The organism is Vibrio sp. zbq_1 (assembly GCF_043102935.1).
GTDB classification, from domain to species: Bacteria; Pseudomonadota; Gammaproteobacteria; order Enterobacterales; family Vibrionaceae; genus Vibrio; species Vibrio parahaemolyticus.
The window spans coordinates 178,035-197,433 of the sequence record NZ_JBICJH010000009.1 but is presented as its reverse complement, the minus strand read 5'-3'; the positions used below and the strand labels follow the sequence as shown (position 1 = coordinate 197,433).

The window sequence follows — 19,399 nt, the reverse complement described above, 5'->3', positions numbered from 1 at the left end:
TTTCGCCGCTTGGGTCTGTAGCTGTGAACGTAATTGTCTCTTTGCCATTCCAATCCGCAGTTGGAGTGATGGTAGCAACACCATTCACAATAGAAATTTGGATGCTGTTATTGCCAGAAACTGAGAATTCTAGCGAGGAATCAGAATCTTTGAATACTTCATTCAAGTCGATCGTGTATGCATCGAAATCTTCCGATAACACTTGGTCTGCAATGGCATTTTCTACAGTCGGTGCATCATTAACACGATTCACAATCAAACTGTCACTGTCGTTAGCCGTTGGATTAACACCATCCGACACTGACGCGCTAATAGTCAGGTCTTTAAGGTTAAGTTCATCATTGTTAACTGCATCAACGCCCGCTTGAGTCAGCTTGACTTCATCGCCAACCAACACAAAGTAACCGTTTGAGTTGTTTTCTAGAGAAACGGTTAATTGGTCTTCAGGCGTGTCAGTATCGCGAACCGTTAAGGTTGCGACTACCGTATCAGTGCTCACTGCATCTTCAGTGATACTTTCTACTGCATCAACCTTGATGGTTGGCGCATCGTTTGCTGGATTTACTGTAACAGTTACTTTCGCTTCGTCGGTCAATTGGCCGTCCGTTACGGTGTAAGTGATTTCGGCGTCGCCATTGAAGTTCTCGGCCGGTGTGAAAACAAGTTTTCCATCCACCACTTCAACCGTACCCTGCTCCTTAGGAACAGAGGCTGATTCAATACTCAGCTTATCGCCATCCACGTCGGTGTCGTTTGGCAGCACATCAATGATAACTACGGTGTCTTCTTGTGTAGATACAGTGTCATCAACGGCAACAGGACTGTCATTTACAGGCGTAACCGTAACAGTCACGTTCGCTTCGTCCGTCAAATCGCCATCAGTTACGATATAAGTGATGGTTGCTTCACCGTTGAAGTTCTCAGCTGGCGTGAACACCAGTTTGCCGTCGACAATGTCAACTGAGCCTTGCTCTGAAGGAACTGATGCTGATTGAATGCTGAGTACGTCACCTTCAACATCACTATCATTGACTAAAACATCAATCGTAACAGCGGTGTCTTCTCCTGTCGTAATTACATCATTTTCTGCGTTTGGCGCATCATTGATAGGCAGAATATCGAGATTTGCAGAACCAGATACCACTAGGTCTTCGTCATCAATAATGTCGAAAGTGAAAGAGACTTCTGTGTCATCATCGATTTGCGGAGTGAAAGTCCACGTGCCATCACCATTGTCGACAAGAGTGCCATTCCCTTTATCGATAATGAGGTTCTCAACAGATAATGTGTCTTTGTCTTCATCATCAACATTTGACAGTAACTCTTCCGTCGTAATGGTGATTGAACCACCGTCCTCTTCAATCGCATCTAGAGTAACTGGCGTTGTTGCCAAAGGTTTATCAGTGCTGTCAGCACTCGTTTGAAGATTACTTCGGAATAGATCGTTCAGTGCTAGAACTTGTGTTTGCGATAGTCCTAAAGACTCAATACCAATGGTTTCAAAACTGGTGGATGCCAAGAGTTCAGTACCATCGCGAACAATTGTCGCACTGGTTTGCAGACTAGAGCCGCCGTTCTCACCAGCTGCTGGCGCAAACTCTTCACCTACAGCAGAAGGGTCTTGTCCTTGTTCGATTGCACTAATAATTTGTAAAACATCATCAGTAACATCTTTAGAACCTTGCTCTTGAGTCAATTGCACGTTTAAATCCAGAGGGCCAACATCTGTTGATGTCACAACCACTTCTCCTGGTCGTGGCTGTTGTCCCTCCGTTAGTACTCTCAGCTTCCCATCTAATCCTATTACAACGACTTGATTGCCGAGTGAAACTAACGCTGTACGATCCATATAAAACTTCACCCCAAATTACTGTCAACTTTTTGACTAACGATACTAATTTGCTATATATTGCCCGAATATATACTGCAATAACAGTAATTTGATGCCTATTTTCAACTTATAAGTCACAATTTTCCCATATTGTCGATTTTCAGTTGGTGGGTGATTTAGATCTCTGTATAAGCAACTATAAATGTAACAAAACCAAATAAAGGTGATATTAGTTCGAAGTTAAACCCCAGTTAGGCGTATTTTCGTATCACTTTTGAAACACATTCTAAACAAAGCGATTGGTTACATCGTCGATTATTAGTGGTATTGTGCGCTAAATTATTGACGCCCTTATAGGTATTCCACTTATAAGCCCTCTCGCCTCGAGCAATTACATAACCATCTAGGAGAATCACAGTGAAGTGGACTCGTGCCAACGCCTTTTGTATTGGTGTATTCGCCGCTAGTCATGCTTTTGGGCAAACACTAGAACAAGCCGTAGAAAATACGCTAAAAACAAATCCCGATATTAAAAGCGCGTTCAATGAATTCGTTAGCAAGCAGTATGTGAATGAAGCATCTGGCGGTGCTTACCTCCCTTCCGTCGATCTTGACGCAGGTATCGGTTACGAAGGTATAAATCCTGCAGAATCAGGACGAGACTCAACCGATCTGACTCGTAAAGAAGCCACTATCACTTTAACGCAATTGATTTGGGATGGCTCTGCCACTCTTAATGATATGGACCGTACTGCTGCAGATGCAGAATCTGTGCGATACCAACTACTTGCGGATGCGCAAGACACGGCGTTGGAAGTGACTAAGGTGTACTTAGATTCCGTTAAAGCGTATGAAATTCTTTCTCTTTCAGAGAACAACCTGAAAGTTCATAAGAAAATTTATGAAGACATTAAAAAACGTGTCAACTCAGGTATCGGCTCGACAGCAGACCTGACTCAAGTTGAGGCGCGTTTAGCAAAAGCGCACGGTAACTTAGTTGCGGCTCAAAATAACCTGTTTGATAGCCAAACGATGTTTACGCGTCTTGTCGGACAATCGCCACAAGGATTGATCTTCCCACGCGCGGATCAAAACTTCATCCCATACACAATCGATGAAGCGATTGACTTGGCATTTGAATCTCACCCTGTAATCAAAATCTCGGTTGCAGATGTGGATTCAGCTAAGTTCCAGTACAAACAATCGAAAGGAACTTACTACCCGACCATTTCTGTAGAAGCAGCACAAACATGGCGCAACGATGCCGGCGGTATTGAAGGCAGCAGCGATGAAACGACAGCAATGCTTCGAATGCGTTACAACTTGTTCAACGGTGGTAGTGATGTTGCGAACGCAGAAAGCTTTGCATATCAGTTAAACAAAGCGAAAGATCTACGAGAGCGCGCATACCGAAATGTCGAGGAAGGACTTCGCTTATCTTGGAGTGCATTAGATTTAACTCTGCAACAAAAAGAGTTTTTAGCTGACCACGTAGACTCAGCTTCTGAAACGGTCATTGCTTACGAAAAGCAATATCGCATTGGTAAACGTACTCTACTTGACCTTTTAAACACTGAAAACGAACTGTTCGAAGCAAGAAAGAACTATTTAGACGCTAAATACGCGGAACAATACGCGAAGTACCGAGTGATGAATGCCACGGGTCAACTGTTGAATGCCTTGCGTGTTGATGTACCAACAGAATGGAACCAGAAGGTGGAGTACTAATCATGAAACCGATGAAACTGCTATTGGCATTAAGCGTTATCGCCGTTACGCAACAGGCAATCGCTGAAGATGAGTACGATTACCGTGCATTCCCTACCGCAGAACAAATTGCTGACTTACAAGACGAAGATAACGACGGTGTGATTAACGCTCGCGACCTATGTCCGGGGACACCAGCTGGCTCTGAAGTTGACAATGATGGCTGTGGCGAATACATCAAAGCATCTGAGAAAATGCAGGTTCGTGTGCTATTTGCCAACGATTCTGATGAGATCAATCCGGTATTTCGTCGTCAAATTCGTGAGTTGTCTGACTTCTTGAAGGATTACCCAACGACCTCGATTGAACTACAAGGTTACGCGAGTAAAACAGGTGGTTCAAAACACAATCAAGATCTCTCTGAACGACGAGCGAAAAACGTGCGTGACGCGCTATTAAGTTACGGTATTGAACCAAATCGTGTTCGCATCATTGGTTTTGGTGACACACATCTAGCAGAGCAAGGCACCGATCAGGTAAGTCACGCACTTAACCGCCGAGTGACCGCATCTGTTGTTGGTTACAAGGGTAAAGTTAAAAAAGAGTGGACGATCTTTACGACGCTTCCAGAAGCAGAAAGCTAATCTAAACTTTTACACTCTCACATCGCACTCAGATTTGACAAAAGGAGCTTCGGCTCCTTTTCTTTTCATAGTGGTTTGAAGCCGTATTATGCTTTAGGAATCGGCGCTTTAGTGGTAATCTAGCGGCGTCATAACAATGAGAGTTTTGAAATGAGCAAACTTACATCAGATATCCAAGCAAACCTTGATCTTTTCGTAGCAGAAACGAAAGAAAGCCAACTCGTTTGGGGTCTACGCAATGAAGAAGGTTGGTTGTCTTGCGATTCAACTGAGTTCGAAAATAGCGAAGTAATGCCTTTCTGGTCTTCAAAAGAAGATGCTGAAGCGCACAACGTTGAAGAGTGGGCAGATTTTACTGTTCTTGAAATTCCACTAGATATCTTTGTAGAAGATTGGCTTCTGACTCTTGCTGAAGACGGCGTTCTTGTTGGTACAAACTGGAATGATCAGCTAGAAGGCAAAGAAATGGAGCCTCAAGATCTAGCGAAGCTATACGTAGACTAATCGCGTTGACCTCGGCACTTGTGCCGGGGTTTCTATTCCCTCCCCTAGTTCTCAACACAAATATCGACCCACTTCATAGTTTTTCCATTCAGTATTGTTTATTCACTTCACGTGGTCACATCGCCTATAAGATAATGGGTATAACATACTGAAAAGATTATATAAGAAAAACACAAGGCTACTTCCTTATGCGCGCGCTGTCTCCTTTGCTTGCGTCACTGCTTTTTTGCAGTCAAATATACGCGAGTGACTCTACCGAGATTGAACACACCCAAAACTTTACGCAATGGCACGCTGTCTATCAAACAACGTTACACAACGATGCGGCTTCTGCTCTTAGCATGCTTCAAGACCGTTATCATACTTCCGTCTCTGACAGCGAGAGACTTTACGTCAGTGGGTTGATTTATGAGTACATGGCCAACATTAAGCAGCCTTATTACGGAAGTAGCCAAATCTTAAACAATGATTTCGCGAAGTTAGAATCTGAGTACATTCTCGCTTTAAACGAACGTAAACATGGCAGTTATGACGCTTCAGTTGCCAGTTTCAACTCGTTAAGGCAAAAGATGAAACAAAATGGTGACGTGGAAGGTAAAGCGTTGATGAATTACCAGCTTTGCTACACGCTAAACCAGCAAGGCCGTTACCACAAAGCAAACTTCTTTTGCTCATCTCTCGAAAGCCATTTAGACGATAAGCACGCAGAGGCCTTTCCTGCAGACTTGGCGTTGCGAGTCGTAGCGAACAACTACAATTATCGCGGCGACTACGAAAAGGCTCTGAGCCTGTACCGCCGTCTGCTTGCCAATATGTCTTATCAAAGCGACCCATCTGGTATTTATAACGATGTCGGCAATTTACTGGCCGAATTAGGACAGTTTGAGCAATCGGAGCAATACCTCATCCAATCCTTGCTTGCGCGTCAACTTGAGGAGGCCCCACTCAAAGTGGCGCAAGTCGAACACAGCCTAGCTCGGATGTATAACAAATCGAAAGATTTCGATAAGGCCATTAACCACTACCAGAATTCATTGAAAATCTTGGAAGAGCTCCACTATCCGTATGGACAAGGCTTGGCGTATTTGGGTCTTGCTTCCGCTATTGCTGAAATTGGCAACCTTGAACAAGCCGTCAAATACATTAACAAAGCACTCGGTTTGGGCGAGCGATACGAAAACAACCATTTACAAACCGAGGGGCACTTAGCCGCTGGTTTTGCTTATCTGAAAAATGACGCGCCAGAAAAGGCGATCGAGCACGGTAAAGAAGCGTTCACACTAGCAATGGAAAACTCAAGGCCATTGCTACAAGCGAGAGCGCAACTGTTGCTGTCCAATGCTTACCAAAAACTTGGGGATTACAAAGCGGCGCTAAGTCACTATGAAGCATATTCAACATTGGAACTAGATAACCGAGATACTAGCAACATCAAGGCAATGGAAGCTCTCGACCTCACCAAAAATGAGTACGAATACGAACTGCAACTGATCAAACTTGCGAACGAGCGGAATTTAAAGCAGAGCGAGTTTGAAAAGCTTACAGATCAAAAACGTGCGTACAATTTTGTGGTTGCCTGCTTAGTGCTTCTTTTGGTGTTGGCAATAATGGCTCAGCGACAAACTCGAAATAAAGCACGGATAGACAGTTTAACGTGCGCCTTAAACAGAACCGCGATCATTGAGACCATCAAAAGTCAAACCTCGAAAACTCATCAAGAGATGCGATATGTTCTGGCTTTAATTGACTTAGATAACTTTAAAGCCATCAATGATACCTACGGCCACCCTACAGGCGATTTGGTTTTGAAACACGTTTGTCAAAGCATCCGCGTAAAACTCAACAAAGGTGAATACATCGGGCGTTTAGGTGGAGAGGAATTTGTTCTTTTACTCAAAAACGTTGATGAAATTGATGTACCTTTCCGAGTTCAAAGCTTGCATAAAACCATTTCGGAAAAGCAAATCAAAACGGAAAGAAATGAAGACCTTCGTGTAACGGCAAGCTTGGCCTATCTATCGACATCAATGCCACTCACCAACTTCGATGAGCTGTACTCGATATTAGACCAAGCTTTGTATCAGGCGAAGAGAAATGGCAAAAACGCGGTTGTTGATGCGTACAATGAGCCAATTAACCTGAGTTCAGAATTTGCAAATTCGTGAAGGCCTGTTTACAGACCTTCTGATTCCTGCTTTTGAACCAAAGATTTCATAACTGCATCTTTGTTATTCAAGTAATCATCGAGCCCGGCTTTGCGTAAATCACACGATGGGCAATCGCCACAACCATCACCGATGATGCCGTTGTAGCAAGTTAGCGTGTTTTCACGCACCAGTTGTAACGCATTGTATTGATCCGCTAACGCCCATGTTTCTGCCTTATTGAGCCACATCAGCGGTGTTTTAATCGTCAGAGCTCGATCCATACCTTTAACCAGCGCCGTGTTCATTGATTTCACAAAATCATCTCGGCAATCTGGGTAGCCACTAAAGTCCGTTTCACACACGCCCGTAATCACCGTATCGGCACCGATTTGGTAAGCATAAATGCCAGCAAGAGTTAAGAACAAAATATTACGGCCAGGCACAAACGAATTCGGCAAGCCATTCTCTTGTAATTCGTGAGAAACAGGGATGTCATCACGCGTCAGAGAGCTGATAGCAAGTTCATTCAGTAAACCGACATCCATCACTTTATGCGCTTTTACACCAAGGTCTTTGGCGATCTTTTGCGCAACTTCGATCTCCAGTTTATGACGTTGGCCATAATCAAAAGTGATTGCATGCACTTCATCAAACTCTTTAAGGGCTTGTACGAGACAGGTTGTCGAGTCTTGCCCGCCACTGAAAACAACAACAGCTTTTTTCATTTTACTCTCCGAGCTTAAGCAATACTTAGGTATTTATGAGTTTGAATAGATAGACGCCAATTGCGCGCGATGCACGTTTCGATACACAACTGAGTTGCGCGAGGCTTCTGGCTTATTGGTTGTAAAGCGATCACCGTTTCTGTCTTTATATCAGCGTTTGCAAGTAGTTCATCAAGATGATCGATGTCTTTTTGCGTACCGACTGGATGCTTGATTTCATTAGCACGCTCCAAAGCACTTTTCAGTACGGGCAATTTACCTTTCATCGCCACTTTTGGTGACACTGTCACCCACGTTTTTTCAGACGTGAAGACTTCTGATGTCCCACTGGTTTCAATCTGGCACTGACAGCCCATATCTTCAAACGCTTTGCTCAACGGACGCAAATCGTAAATGCACGGTTCACCACCAGTGATAACAATATGCTTCGCATTGAAGCCTTGCTGTTTGTATTGTTCTACGATGTCTTCAGCCGATGCCGTGCACCAAGTCGGAGAATCTTCCGTCTTCACCAAAATATCACCAATAGGACGCAGATCCTTTTCTTCGGCATCCCACGTTTGTTTTGTATCACACCAACTGCACCCGACTGGGCACTCTTGCAAGCGAACGAAAACGGCAGGAACACCAGTAAAGATCCCTTCCCCTTGGATGGTTTCAAACATCTCATTTAGCTTATACAACGCAGAACTCACTTAACTCATAAAACTTCGAGGCGAAGACCTTAATGGAGAGGCGTGTCTAGGTCAATTCAAACCAAAAATTAATTGTTAAAATAGCCCATTTTGTAGTTTCATACTCAGGTTCCCATTATTTTAAGGTAAGTAAAGATGTACAAACTGATCGCCCTAGACATGGACGGCACGTTATTAAACAGCGACAAAGCGATTTCAGAAGAAAACAAACACGCTATCGCGAAAGCTCGTGAAGCTGGCGTTACTGTCGTTTTGGCTTCTGGCCGCCCACTTGAAGGCATGCAGGCAAAATTGGATGAGCTGAATATTCATTCCGAGAAAGATTTTGTCCTTTTCTACAATGGTTCTATGGTTAAAAACGTAGGTACAAACGAAATTATCCACCAGCAAATCATTGATGGTAAGGCTGCTAAATTAGTCGCTCGTAAAGCGAAAGAACTAGGCGCTTATGTGCACGCATTCAGCCAAGTGCACGGCTTGATCACTAATGAGAACAACCCATACACTGACATCGAAGCCAACATTAATGGCTTAGACGTGACAGAGATGAATTTTGAATCGCTAGAAGATGATCATCCAATCATCAAAGCAATGATGGTTGCCGAGCCAAGTAAACTCACCGAGGTCATCGCTGCGCTTCCGTCTGAAATGCGTGAAGAGTTTACTGTTGTTCAAAGTGCCCCATTCTTCCTAGAGTTTCTTAACCCAGCGAGTAACAAAGGCATCGGAGTTGCTGCGATTGCTGAGTACTTAGGAATTCAACCAGAAGAAGTGATCTGTATGGGTGATGCTGAAAATGACCACCACATGCTGAAGTACGCAGGTCTTGGTATCGCGATGGAAAATGCGATGGAAGAAACCAAGAAAATCGCAGATTACATCACTGAAAGTAACGACGACCACGGCGTAGCGAAAGCAATTGAGAAATTTGTTCTTAACGCTTAGGCCTCGCTTTAATAAAAGTAGCCTTACAGAATTAAGCACCTAAAACACAAAAAGCCTCGCGAATTGCGAGGCTTTTTACTTGATACCGAAGTACTTATTATTCTGACAGATTGAGCTCTTCTTGGTACTGATTTTGATGAGTCAATCTTCTTGCCATAAAGATGAACAACAGCATCAATATCGGATAGTGGAACGTCATAAACACCAATGACCAAAAACCGCTGGAAGAGACGCTCGTCGCTGCAAACAAATACACCTGCTGAGTCAATATCAACGCTAAAGTGACAAAAATCATCTGCTTACTGTTTAATCTCACCTGAGACTCCTTAAACGTAAGCACGAGTGCAGAAGCCGTGATCAACATCGCTAACCAGTTGCCAAACACAGGTAACGGCCAAATCACCGAAATAACGGCTGTCACAGCAGTCAACGTAAACCACACCCCTTTTGAGCTGAGGAGTTGATCAACATTGACCTCTGGATTCGTTTCCAAACGTAATACGTGCCAAGCAACCAAGATGCCCAACAAGGCGCCCAATAACATATCAAGAATAAACGCAGAACCTAGGAAGAACTTGCACAGCATGACTATTAGCGTAATAGCGGCCATCAACACCGTGGTACTGTTAAATCCAAAGCTGTGCGTTCTTTGGAACAAAAATGTCAACACACAGAACCAAACCGCAATAGGCAAGCTTGGAAAACTAAAGCCGTAACTGTTTGGAAGTTCCGCCATAGGCACGTACACATGCGGCCTTGGTAGAGAAAATCCCTGCTGTGCCACCAAAACCATTAAAGATGTCGCGGTGATGGCGAAGAACAGTCGGTACACAAAGCGACTATCAAAGCGCATCATGACGAACGGGAATAAAAACAGCAAAATAGTTGGCGTCGTCAGCTCCATCACTACACTTGCAAACTCGTACGCGGCTTTGTAACTGTTGTCTGAAAGCTCACCAATCCAACCTTGTAGTTCCATCTCCCAAGAGAGCTCGGCCTGACGGAATGTAGGTGCAGACTCAATTAGCTGTGTAACGTAAGAAACCGGCTGGTTAGTTGCATTAGCAAAAAGGTTAACAACTTCTGGCCATTGAGCCGGATAGCGATATTGAGATGCCGTAAGTTCACTTGGGTTAAGCAGCATGGCAGAAGCCACTTCCACACCGTAATGAGGCGCAAACCAAGAAGGCAGCTCGTTTCCACCCAATGAGTTATTCATAGAAAAAGCGATAACTTCAGAATCAGATACGCAGTCGAACAAGATCGCAGTTGAGGTTCTACCCAACTCATTACCGACAGTTACTGCAAGCCCCGTTTCTTCCCACGTTTCTCGTTGCGCGGCAATTTCTGGAGATTCACCTTCAATAATAGTACCTCCCGGCAAGGAGATTTTGTTAGTGAGAATTTCATGAACCAGTACAAGCTTATCGTCGGCTCGAACAACACAGAGCGCGCCTTTAATTCCATTCAATGACGTACCGGATACCGATTTTGCCATTGTCATTGAAGACGTAGAAAGCAAAGCAGAAAAGAGAGTGAGAAAAAACAACTGTCTCAGCACAAGATAAACCTTTAATGAAGAGAATAATGACCAATGCATGATGGCAGTATTACCAATATTTTTCGACATAAATTAAGTAACGAGTTATGCATATGATGCACAAGTCAAAAAAGTCATCGGAGAAAATTCTTAATGTAAATCTGACAAAAATCAGACAAAACGTGAAATATTGATCGCAATTCTGCCAGTTATATAAGCAAACTGTCAGGATAAAGTCATAGGTATTTTGTGGGTTCTCATATTTAAAACAACAAAAATGGGCTTATTATTCGAAAACAATAAACCCCATTTATGATTAGTATGACTTTATAGCTTTATCCACGCATGAGTCCATGCAGAACCTACGCCCGGCTCATAAGCGCTTGGCGTCGAACCACACCAAAGACTATTTGGCCACGGTAAACATTGATAAGACGAGCCCTGATTAGTCACAACATCGCCAGCGAGGTATTGAGCTCCCGCTTGATAGATGTTATTTGAAGGAACAGACACAACTGGCGACTCAGTCGGCGGGATGACCTGATCTTGATGTGACGTACAGTTTGCATCGCTCACTGCTTGCCAAACGCCCCAGGAACCCGATTCTGCTGGGTTATCGCCTTGAGTCCACCATTGCGCTTGCCACACTTTTCCATTCCACGTGACCGTATCGCCTTTATTGTAAACAGATGAGGCTTGCCATTCGTTTGCACAGCTTCCTGTTGGTGGCGATGTTACCGATTTGGCTGTTGCAGACACAACCGCTTGATATAAAGTACTGGTTTTATCAACGCCAAAGTTCAACGTCACTCTAGCTTCACCCGCTTGTGATACGCCAAACTCCACATCCACATGACAACTCGTATTTGCAGCTAACGTTGTTTGAGAACATTGATCGTTGGCAATCAGTGCTGCATCAGTCACTCCTGAGCCGCCAATGCGTACATTTTCGACAGTGAATGCAGTATTTCCCGAATTACTAATCATAAATCCATGCTGCTTGAGTTCGCCAACATTAAACGCTGGCAACGTTTGATTAGCAGTGTAACCAACAGAAACGTTATCTTTCGGAGGAGTTGAAGTGCCGATGACGCCATCCACAAAACTGCGCAATGCTGCAATATCACTGTACACGCCGTACATACCCGGACGTGCACACCCTATTCCCCAGCTAACTACGCCAAGTTGGGTAATCGCACTGCCGCGATTAATAACGATTGGGCCACCGCTGTCACCCTGACATGAATCTATCCCACCTTGCGGCACGCCTGCACAGAATGCCACTTCCCCAACGGTGGTGTAGTTTCCACCCGCCTGACGACAAGTGGCATCCGACACGAGTGGAACATCGACTTCTTGCAATCTTGTTGGCGAACTGCCGCCTTCTGACGTTCGACCTAAACCTGCAACTGTCAACCAATCTCCAATACTGGCGTACTGCGCCAAGCTGCCGTCAGCAATTTCAACGGCGGATACACCTTGTGGGACGGAATCTAGCTTTAGAACCGCAATATCATAAGAAAGCGTGGCGCGGCGATAAGACGGATGCATGTGGATTTCACTCACATTCGCTCTTACTCCATCGGTGCCGTTGTACACGACGCCACCAATTTTTACGGCGATTTGACTCGGTGAATCGCCCTCCACACAGTGAGCCGCCGTCAATACATAGCCATTGCCGATGTAACTGGCACCGCAATAGGAGCGGTTACTGTAGCGACTTACAATTTGTGTGTAGAACTTCCATTCAGTTGGATCGGCGGTAATGCCGCCCACGATTTTCGGTTGAATGATGTGGTTTTGCGTCTGTGATAAATCATCAGCACTTGCAAACATTGGCAAGACTGCCAAAGCAAGTAACGATTTTGATAGTTTCAAAGTATTATCCTCTTGTTTTTGTAAGCACGATCCTCGTGCTACTCATAAAACAAGCAGACAAATTCAATGTTACCAATGTAAGTTGAGTAGCAAATTCATAGCTTGCGAGCCACTTAAACGCAAAAGTCTATTGATGAACTGAATAATTTCAATTCCACATGGTTTCTGTCACTGAATTACCGTCAACAAGACGTATTAATTACGATGGATTTAAGGGCTTTCGCAAACAGTGAATATGATGCCCAAACCCTTGTTTTTCATATAATCCGAGAGCTTGGCGGTTAAAACTCCAAACCTCAACAAACATTTGGGTCGCGCCGTAATCGATAAAGGTAGCTTCTATCTTATCGAGCAAAGCTTGAGCCGTTCCTTGCTTTCGATATTCCGGCATCACATACAACTCATCCACACTACCCATCATCACAGGTTGGCTGACAACGGAAGTTAACTCACAAAAGTGACCAGAGACAAAACCGATAACTTCATCTCCGACTTTCGCTACATATACCAAACACTCGGGATTATCGATGTAACGAGCAATGCTTTTCTCTTGCTCGATTTCTTCGGCAGTTTTAAACAATTCAGGGGATTGAACATGGTGCTCATCGTGCAAATCGAACATAAGATCGTTGAGCACTTCTAAATCATCAAAACTCGCAGCTTTGATTACAAATGCAGACATACTAAGGGTTACCAAAATTTGAGTCCGTATAGTGTGTTGCGAAAACACAGGCTTGGCAAGCCACAAAAGCACCTACTCACGATTGTTTTCTGGAGCACCAACGCAAAAAAGCCCCTGTACAAATCGGCATACAGAGGCAGAACCAAACTACGGAGTTCGAGGATCAGGGTTTCATTTGAGTACGACGATAAATTGTTAGCGTCGTAACACTCGCTCTATTTCATTCAGGCTCGTTGGATCATCAATCGTCGATGGCACGGTGTATTGCTCTCCATCAGCAATTTGGCGGATGGTTCGACGCAGAATTTTACCCGAGCGTGTTTTCGGTAAGCGATCGACAACCAGTGCGTGTTTGAAGCATGCAACCGCGCCAATCTCATTTCTCACCTTGCCCACAAGTTCGCCTTCTAGCGCTAACTCATTAACCTTCACGCCATCTTTCAGCACAACGAAACCAAGTGGTAGCTGTCCTTTTAGCTCATCGTGAATGCCCACAACCGCACATTCTGCAATGGCAGGGTGACCACCAACAATTTCTTCCATTTCACCAGTAGACAAACGGTGGCCAGCGACGTTAATCACATCGTCAATGCGTCCCATGATGAACAAGTAACCATCTTCATCAAGGTAGCCGCCATCGCCAGAAACATAGTAACCCGGGAATTGGCTTAGGTAGCCCGTTTCAAAACGATCATGGTTTCGCCACACGGTTGGTAAGCAGCTTGGTGGTAACGGACGTTTTAGCGCAACGAAACCTTGTTGATTAGGTTTTACTGGTTCACCCAGTTCATCGAGGATTTCTACTTGATAACCCGGAATAGGCTTAGTTGAAGAACCTGCTTTTACTGGCATCATTTCAATGCCCGTCGGGTTACCGGCAATCGCCCAACCTGTCTCTGTTTGCCACCAGTGATCGATAACTGGTTTGTCGGTTTTACTTTGTACCCACTCCAGCGTAGGAGGGTCTAAACGTTCACCAGCCATAAAGATGGTTTTCAGGTTTGACAGATCATACTGCTTTAAGAACTCGCCTTCCGGATCTTCTTTCTTAATCGCACGGAAAGCCGTTGGCGCCGAGAACAAAGCATCCACTTTATACTCATCACACACACGCCAGAATGCCCCCGGATTCGGAGTTCTGACTGGCTTACCTTCAAACAGAATTGTGGTGCAACCATGAATCAATGGCGCATAAACAATATACGAGTGACCAACTACCCAGCCCACGTCGGATGCCGCCCAGAACACACCACCTTGCGGGATGTTGTAGATTGCGCTCATTGAGTACTTCAGTGCTACCGCATGGCCACCGTTATCACGTACCACCCCTTTCGGTTTGCCCGTCGTGCCTGAGGTATAAAGGATATATAGCGGATCTGTCGCCAGTACTGGTACACAGGCATGTGGAAGTGCTTGGCTGTACTCTTGCTGCCAATCCAGATCTCTCTCTTGGTTTAGCTCGGCTTCGCATTCTGGACGCTGGAAAACAAACACTTTCTCAGGTTTCCAACGGCTGTCCATGATGGCTTTGTCTACTAATGGTTTATACGGAATGATTTTACTGATTTCGATGCCACACGATGCCGTCATAATGACTTTTGGCTCTGCATCTTCAATACGTACCGCCAGCTCATTAGGCGCAAAACCACCAAACACAACTGAGTGAATCGCACCCAAACGTGCACAAGCAAGCATTGCCATTGCCGCTTCTGGGATCATCGGCATGTAAACAACAACTCGGTCGCCTTTTTCAACGCCTTGGGCAGACAGCATACCGGCAATTTTCGCAACTTGATCGCGTAGCTCTCGGTAAGTGTAAGTCTTTTTATTTCCCGTTACTGGTGAGTCATAAATTAGCGCAGTATTATCACCACGTCCTTGTTCGCAATGGTAATCCAGTGCCAACCAAGACGTATTCATCACCCCATCTGAGAACCAACGTTCGATGCCGTTCTCATCAGATTTCAAGATGGTTTTAGGAGATTCAAACCAGTCGATATTCTCCGCTTGAGCGCGCCAAAAACTCTCCGGTTCGTTTTTCGCCCATAAATATTCTTTTTCGTATGAAGACATATTGCTTCCTCCAGTATGTCCTGACATTGCTCTCGTTCTATTCAAAGACCGTTCTTTTCACTCAAAGACATCAGAGGGTACACGCACAAATCCCTCCATTAGTATTCTCGCACTTCGGCTCATGATGGCTTTTTGTACCACCCAGCCCTGTTCAGTTTGCTTCGCTTGTGCTCCAACTTTTAGCGTCCCTGACGGATGACCAAAAGTCACTGACTCTTTTTCGCCTCCACCAGCAGCCAGATTGACTAATGTTCCCGGTACACACGCCGCCGAAGCAATCGCAACGGCTGCGGTTCCCATCATTGCATGGTGAAGTTTGCCCATCGACAACGCCCGTACCAGCACATCAATTTCCGACTCATTTACCGCTTTACCACTTGAGGACTGGTAACTTTTCGGTTTGGATACAAACGCGATTTTTGGTGTGTGCTGGCGTGTCTGAGCTTCTTCAAGTTCAGAAATTAGCCCCATTTTTAATGCGCCATGCGCACGGATAGATTCAAACATCGCCAGCGCTGCATCATCGTTGTTAATTTGATCTTGTAGTTCCGTGCCCTGATAGCCAATCGACTCAGCATCAATGAAGATGGTTGGAATACCCGCGTTAATGAAGGTAGCGTTAAACGTCCCCACATCAGGCACCACCAAATCATCGACTAAGTTGCCAGTTGGGAACATGCTGCCTTCCCCATCTGCCGGGTCAACAAAGTCCACTTGAATCTCAGCGGCCGGGAAAGTCACACCATCAAGTTCAAATTCTCCGGTCTCTTGCACAAATCCGTTCACAATCGGCACATGAACCAAGATAGTTTTGCTGATGTTCACCTGCCAGACACGTACAGTCACAATGCCATTTTCAGGAATACGCTCTTGTGGAATCAGACCAGCATGAATCGCGAAAGGACCGACAGCAGCAGATAAGTTACCGCAGTTCCCACTCCAATCCACAAATGGCTTATCAATCGATACTTGTCCAAACAAGTAGTCAACATCGTGATCGTCACGGCTACTGCGCGAAACAATTACCGTTTTACTGGTACTTGATGTCGCACCGCCCATTCCGTCGATCTGCTTTGCATAAGGATCCGGGCTGCCGATAACACGCAACAATAACTTGTCACGCGCGGCTCCAGCCACTTGCGCTTCTTGAGGCAAATCTTCGAGGTTGAAAAAGACCCCTTTACTCGTGCCGCCACGCATGTACGTCGCAGGCACTTTGATTTGGCTCATTTGATTCGGAGTATTGTTTTCCATAACCACTCCTTATTGCGCTAGGAAATCTTGCGCGAAACGCTGCAGTACACCACCTGCGTTATACACGTGCACTTCGTCAGCGGTATCTAAGCGACAAGTAACAGGAACGTCGACTTTCTCACCGTTGCTACGTGTAATAACCAAGGCTAAATCTGCACCCGGCTTGATTTCACCAACCACGTCATACAGTTCAGTACCATCCAGTTCTAATGTATTGCGGTTAACACCCGGCTTAAATTGCAGTGGTAACACGCCCATGCCAACCAAGTTAGTACGGTGAATACGCTCAAAGCCTTCTGCAACAATGGCTTCTACACCAGCCAGTCGAACGCCTTTTGCTGCCCAGTCACGAGATGAACCCTGACCATAATCTGCACCCGCGACAACAATCAGTGGTTGTTTACGATTCATGTAGGTTTCAATCGCTTCCCACATGCGTACAACCTGACCTTCTGGTTCGATTCGCGCCAGAGAACCCTGAACCACTTCACCGTTCTCTTTCACCATTTCGTTAAATAGTTTCGGGTTAGCAAAGGTCGCACGTTGCGCCGTTAAGTGATCGCCACGGTGAGTCGCATAAGAGTTGAAGTCCTCTTCAGGAACGCCCATTTGGGCAAGGTATTCACCCGCCGCGCTGCTCGCCATGATCGCGTTGGATGGTGATAAGTGGTCTGTTGTGATGTTGTCACCAAGAACCGCTAATGGACGCATGCCAGACAGTGTTCTTTCACCCGCAAGCGCACCTTCCCAGTATGGAGGACGGCGAATGTAGGTACTCATCGGACGCCAGTCATAAAGCGGGTTGGCGCTTTTCTCTGCATCATCGAGCTTAAACATCTGGATATAAACTTGGTTAAACTGCTCTGGCTTAACATGTTTGCCGACAACAGCATCGATCTCTTCATCGCTAGGCCACAAATCATTTAAGTAAATTGGTTTACCGTTTTGGTCAGTGCCAAGTGCATCACGCTCGATATCAAAACGAATCGTACCCGCTAGCGCATAAGCGACAACCAATGGTGGTGAAGCCAAGAAAGCTTGCTTTGCGTAAGGATGAATTCGACCATCAAAGTTACGGTTACCAGACAGTACCGCTGTCGCGTATAAATCGCGATCGATGATCTCTTGTTGAATTTTTGGATCCAACGCACCGCTCATACCGTTACAAGTCGTACATGCGTAACCGACAATACCAAAGCCAAGCTTCTCTAGCTCTGGTAGTAGGCCTGCTTCTTCCAGGTAAAGACGCGCAACTTTAGAACCCGGAGCAAATGATGACTTCACCCAAGGCTTACGCACAAGGCCGAGCTCATTGGCTTTCTTCGCGACGAGGCCAGCAGCAACCACGTTCCTTGGGTTACTGGTGTTCGTACAGGATGTGATAGCAGCGATGATCACCGCGCCATCTGGCAACTCGCCCTCTTTCTCTTCCCATGTACCAGAAATGCCACGTTGTGCCAGCTCAGAAGTAGGCAAACGGCGGTGCGGGTTTGAAGGACCAGCCATGTTACGGCTTACGGATGACAAATCGAACTCAAGTACGCGCTCGTAAACCGCAGTATCAAGATCATCTGCCCAAAGGCCAGTTTGTTTCGCGTATTTCTCAACTAACTCAACTTGCTGTTCATCACGGCCAGTCAGTTTCAAGTAGTTGATAGTCTGCTCATCGATGTAGAACATACCCGCGGTTGCACCGTACTCTGGTGTCATATTGGAGATGGTTGCACGGTCACCAATTGTTAGGTCGCGAGCACCTTCACCAAAGAATTCAAGATAAGAAGAGACAACACGCTCATTACGTAAGAACTCGGTAATCGCCAAAACAATATCCGTTGCGGTAATACCCGGCTGACGTTTACCAGTCAGTTTCACACCCACGATGTCTGGCAGACGCATCATTGACGGGCGGCCAAGCATTACTGTTTCAGCTTCCAGACCACCAACGCCAATTGCGATAACGCCAAGTGCATCAACATGAGGTGTATGACTGTCGGTACCAACACAGGTATCTGGGTAAGCAATGCCCTGCTTCGCCTGTACAACCGGAGACATTTTCTCCAGGTTGATTTGGTGCATGATGCCGTTACCTGCGGGAATTACGCTGACGTTTTCAAAAGCCGTTTTACACCACTCAATAAAGTGGAATCGGTCTTCGTTACGGCGCTCTTCAATCGCGCGGTTTTTCTCGAATGCTTCTGGATCAAAACCTGCGTGTTCTACCGCAAGCGAGTGGTCAACGATAAGCTGGGTTTCAACCACTGGATTCACTTTAGACGGGTCACCGCCCTGATCGGCAATCGCATCACGTAAACCGGCTAAGTCAACAAGCGCTGTCTGACCTAGAATGTCATGACAAACAACACGTGCTGGATACCATGGAAAATCAAGATCACGTTTGCGTTCGATGAGCTGCTTCAGGCTGTCTGTTAATACGCTTGGATCGCAGCGGCGTACGAGCTGTTCGGCAAGAACGCGAGAGGTGTAAGGGAGCGTTTCATAGGCTCCAGGAGAGATAGAGTTTACGGCTTCGCGGGCATCAAAGTAATCAAGTTGAGTCCCCGGAAGCGACTTACGGAATTGGGTATTAATAGTTGTGCTCATGGTTTGCTTCCATTCAATCTGTACATCTTGGCCTTCTCCCCATCACTCTAGAAACGCTACTCTAGCAAAGCAGTTTGGAGAACTTGATTGGAGAACTTTTTGAGATGTAGTCGCTCTAGTAATGTTTGTGACGAGAAGTCCTCCTTCTTCTGCCAAGAGAGAGTGAAAACAGA

14 protein-coding genes are annotated in these 19,399 nt (G+C 45.6%); 5 read left to right on the top strand and 9 right to left on the bottom strand.

Going from position 1 to position 19,399, the window contains the following annotated elements:
- The coding region (locus ACF8CV_RS07050; protein ID WP_392425363.1) for a cadherin-like domain-containing protein at positions 1-1,738 on the bottom strand (1,738 nt) is incomplete at its 3' end.
- A gap of 510 nt (positions 1,739-2,248) precedes the next feature.
- Here ACF8CV_RS07050 and ACF8CV_RS07045 point away from each other — a divergent pair.
- The 4 genes from ACF8CV_RS07045 to ACF8CV_RS07030 all read left to right on the top strand — a co-directional run bounded on the left by ACF8CV_RS07045 (position 2,249) and on the right by ACF8CV_RS07030 (position 6,851).
- On the top strand, positions 2,249-3,559 hold the full coding sequence (locus ACF8CV_RS07045) for a TolC family outer membrane protein (RefSeq protein ID WP_005464216.1): 1,311 nt from the start codon (positions 2,249-2,251) through the stop codon (positions 3,557-3,559).
- Positions 3,560-3,561: 2 nt separating this feature from the next.
- Positions 3,562-4,182 carry an OmpA family protein gene (locus tag ACF8CV_RS07040; RefSeq protein WP_005477817.1) on the top strand — a complete coding sequence of 207 codons (621 nt, stop codon included), beginning with the start codon at positions 3,562-3,564 and terminating at the stop codon, positions 4,180-4,182.
- A 150-nt stretch (positions 4,183-4,332) separates the two neighbouring features.
- Entirely contained in the window at positions 4,333-4,686 is a 354-nt protein-coding gene (locus ACF8CV_RS07035) for a DUF2750 domain-containing protein (protein ID WP_020840594.1), read from the top strand.
- Positions 4,687-4,874: 188 nt separating this feature from the next.
- Entirely contained in the window at positions 4,875-6,851 is a 1,977-nt protein-coding gene (locus tag ACF8CV_RS07030) for a GGDEF domain-containing protein (protein ID WP_140061826.1), read from the top strand.
- Positions 6,852-6,859: 8 nt separating this feature from the next.
- Here the strand turns inward: ACF8CV_RS07030 and queC are convergent, their stop codons facing one another.
- Both queC and queE read right to left on the bottom strand, forming a co-directional pair.
- On the bottom strand, positions 6,860-7,558 hold the full coding sequence (gene queC / locus ACF8CV_RS07025; protein ID WP_017448988.1) for a 7-cyano-7-deazaguanine synthase QueC: 699 nt from the start codon (positions 7,556-7,558) through the stop codon (positions 6,860-6,862).
- Positions 7,559-7,572: 14 nt separating this feature from the next.
- Positions 7,573-8,223 carry a 7-carboxy-7-deazaguanine synthase QueE gene (queE, locus tag ACF8CV_RS07020; protein WP_169610493.1) on the bottom strand — a complete coding sequence of 217 codons (651 nt, stop codon included), beginning with the start codon at positions 8,221-8,223 and terminating at the stop codon, positions 7,573-7,575.
- 165 nt (positions 8,224-8,388) lie between these two features.
- Here queE and ACF8CV_RS07015 point away from each other — a divergent pair, with 165 nt between their 5' ends.
- The gene (locus ACF8CV_RS07015; protein ID WP_025542763.1) at positions 8,389-9,198 is read left to right on the top strand and encodes a Cof-type HAD-IIB family hydrolase; all 810 of its coding nucleotides are present in this window, start codon (positions 8,389-8,391) and stop codon (positions 9,196-9,198) included.
- Positions 9,199-9,295: 97 nt separating this feature from the next.
- Here ACF8CV_RS07015 and ACF8CV_RS07010 read toward each other — a convergent pair whose 3' ends face one another.
- From ACF8CV_RS07010 to acnD, 6 genes are all read right to left on the bottom strand, one after another.
- Positions 9,296-10,759 carry a bifunctional NUDIX hydrolase/phosphatase PAP2 family protein gene (locus ACF8CV_RS07010; RefSeq protein WP_392416367.1) on the bottom strand — a complete coding sequence of 488 codons (1,464 nt, stop codon included), beginning with the start codon at positions 10,757-10,759 and terminating at the stop codon, positions 9,296-9,298.
- 306 nt (positions 10,760-11,065) lie between these two features.
- Positions 11,066-12,616 (bottom strand): trypsin-like serine protease, encoded by a 1,551-nt coding sequence (locus ACF8CV_RS07005; RefSeq protein ID WP_141180164.1) that lies wholly within the window; start codon positions 12,614-12,616, stop codon positions 11,066-11,068.
- Between the two features lie 199 nt (positions 12,617-12,815).
- Complete coding sequence (locus ACF8CV_RS07000) at positions 12,816-13,298, bottom strand: GNAT family N-acetyltransferase (protein ID WP_021486569.1); 483 nt, start codon at positions 13,296-13,298, stop codon at positions 12,816-12,818.
- 195 nt (positions 13,299-13,493) lie between these two features.
- Positions 13,494-15,371 carry a propionyl-CoA synthetase gene (locus ACF8CV_RS06995; protein ID WP_169566959.1) on the bottom strand — a complete coding sequence of 626 codons (1,878 nt, stop codon included), beginning with the start codon at positions 15,369-15,371 and terminating at the stop codon, positions 13,494-13,496.
- A gap of 57 nt (positions 15,372-15,428) precedes the next feature.
- Positions 15,429-16,625: a 2-methylaconitate cis-trans isomerase PrpF gene (gene prpF / locus ACF8CV_RS06990; RefSeq protein ID WP_141180166.1), complete on the bottom strand. Its 1,197-nt coding sequence runs from the start codon at positions 16,623-16,625 to the stop codon at positions 15,429-15,431.
- Positions 16,626-16,634: 9 nt separating this feature from the next.
- The gene (gene acnD, locus ACF8CV_RS06985) at positions 16,635-19,226 is read right to left on the bottom strand and encodes a Fe/S-dependent 2-methylisocitrate dehydratase AcnD (RefSeq protein ID WP_141180167.1); all 2,592 of its coding nucleotides are present in this window, start codon (positions 19,224-19,226) and stop codon (positions 16,635-16,637) included.
- Between the last annotated feature and the right edge of the window lie 173 nt (positions 19,227-19,399).

Coding starts and splice junctions, on each gene's coding strand:
- ACF8CV_RS07040 (WP_005477817.1), top strand. CDS start 3,562: ATGAAACCGATGAAACTGCTATTGGCATTAAGCGTTATCGCCGTTACG.
- ACF8CV_RS07035 (WP_020840594.1), top strand. CDS start 4,333: ATGAGCAAACTTACATCAGATATCCAAGCAAACCTTGATCTTTTCGTA.
- ACF8CV_RS07030 (WP_140061826.1), top strand. CDS start 4,875: ATGCGCGCGCTGTCTCCTTTGCTTGCGTCACTGCTTTTTTGCAGTCAA.
- queC (WP_017448988.1), bottom strand. CDS start 7,558: ATGAAAAAAGCTGTTGTTGTTTTCAGTGGCGGGCAAGACTCGACAACC.
- queE (WP_169610493.1), bottom strand. CDS start 8,223: ATGTTTGAAACCATCCAAGGGGAAGGGATCTTTACTGGTGTTCCTGCC.
- ACF8CV_RS07015 (WP_025542763.1), top strand. CDS start 8,389: ATGTACAAACTGATCGCCCTAGACATGGACGGCACGTTATTAAACAGC.
- ACF8CV_RS07000 (WP_021486569.1), bottom strand. CDS start 13,298: ATGTCTGCATTTGTAATCAAAGCTGCGAGTTTTGATGATTTAGAAGTG.
- ACF8CV_RS06995 (WP_169566959.1), bottom strand. CDS start 15,371: ATGTCTTCATACGAAAAAGAATATTTATGGGCGAAAAACGAACCGGAG.
- prpF (WP_141180166.1), bottom strand. CDS start 16,625: ATGGAAAACAATACTCCGAATCAAATGAGCCAAATCAAAGTGCCTGCG.
- acnD (WP_141180167.1), bottom strand. CDS start 19,226: ATGAGCACAACTATTAATACCCAATTCCGTAAGTCGCTTCCGGGGACT.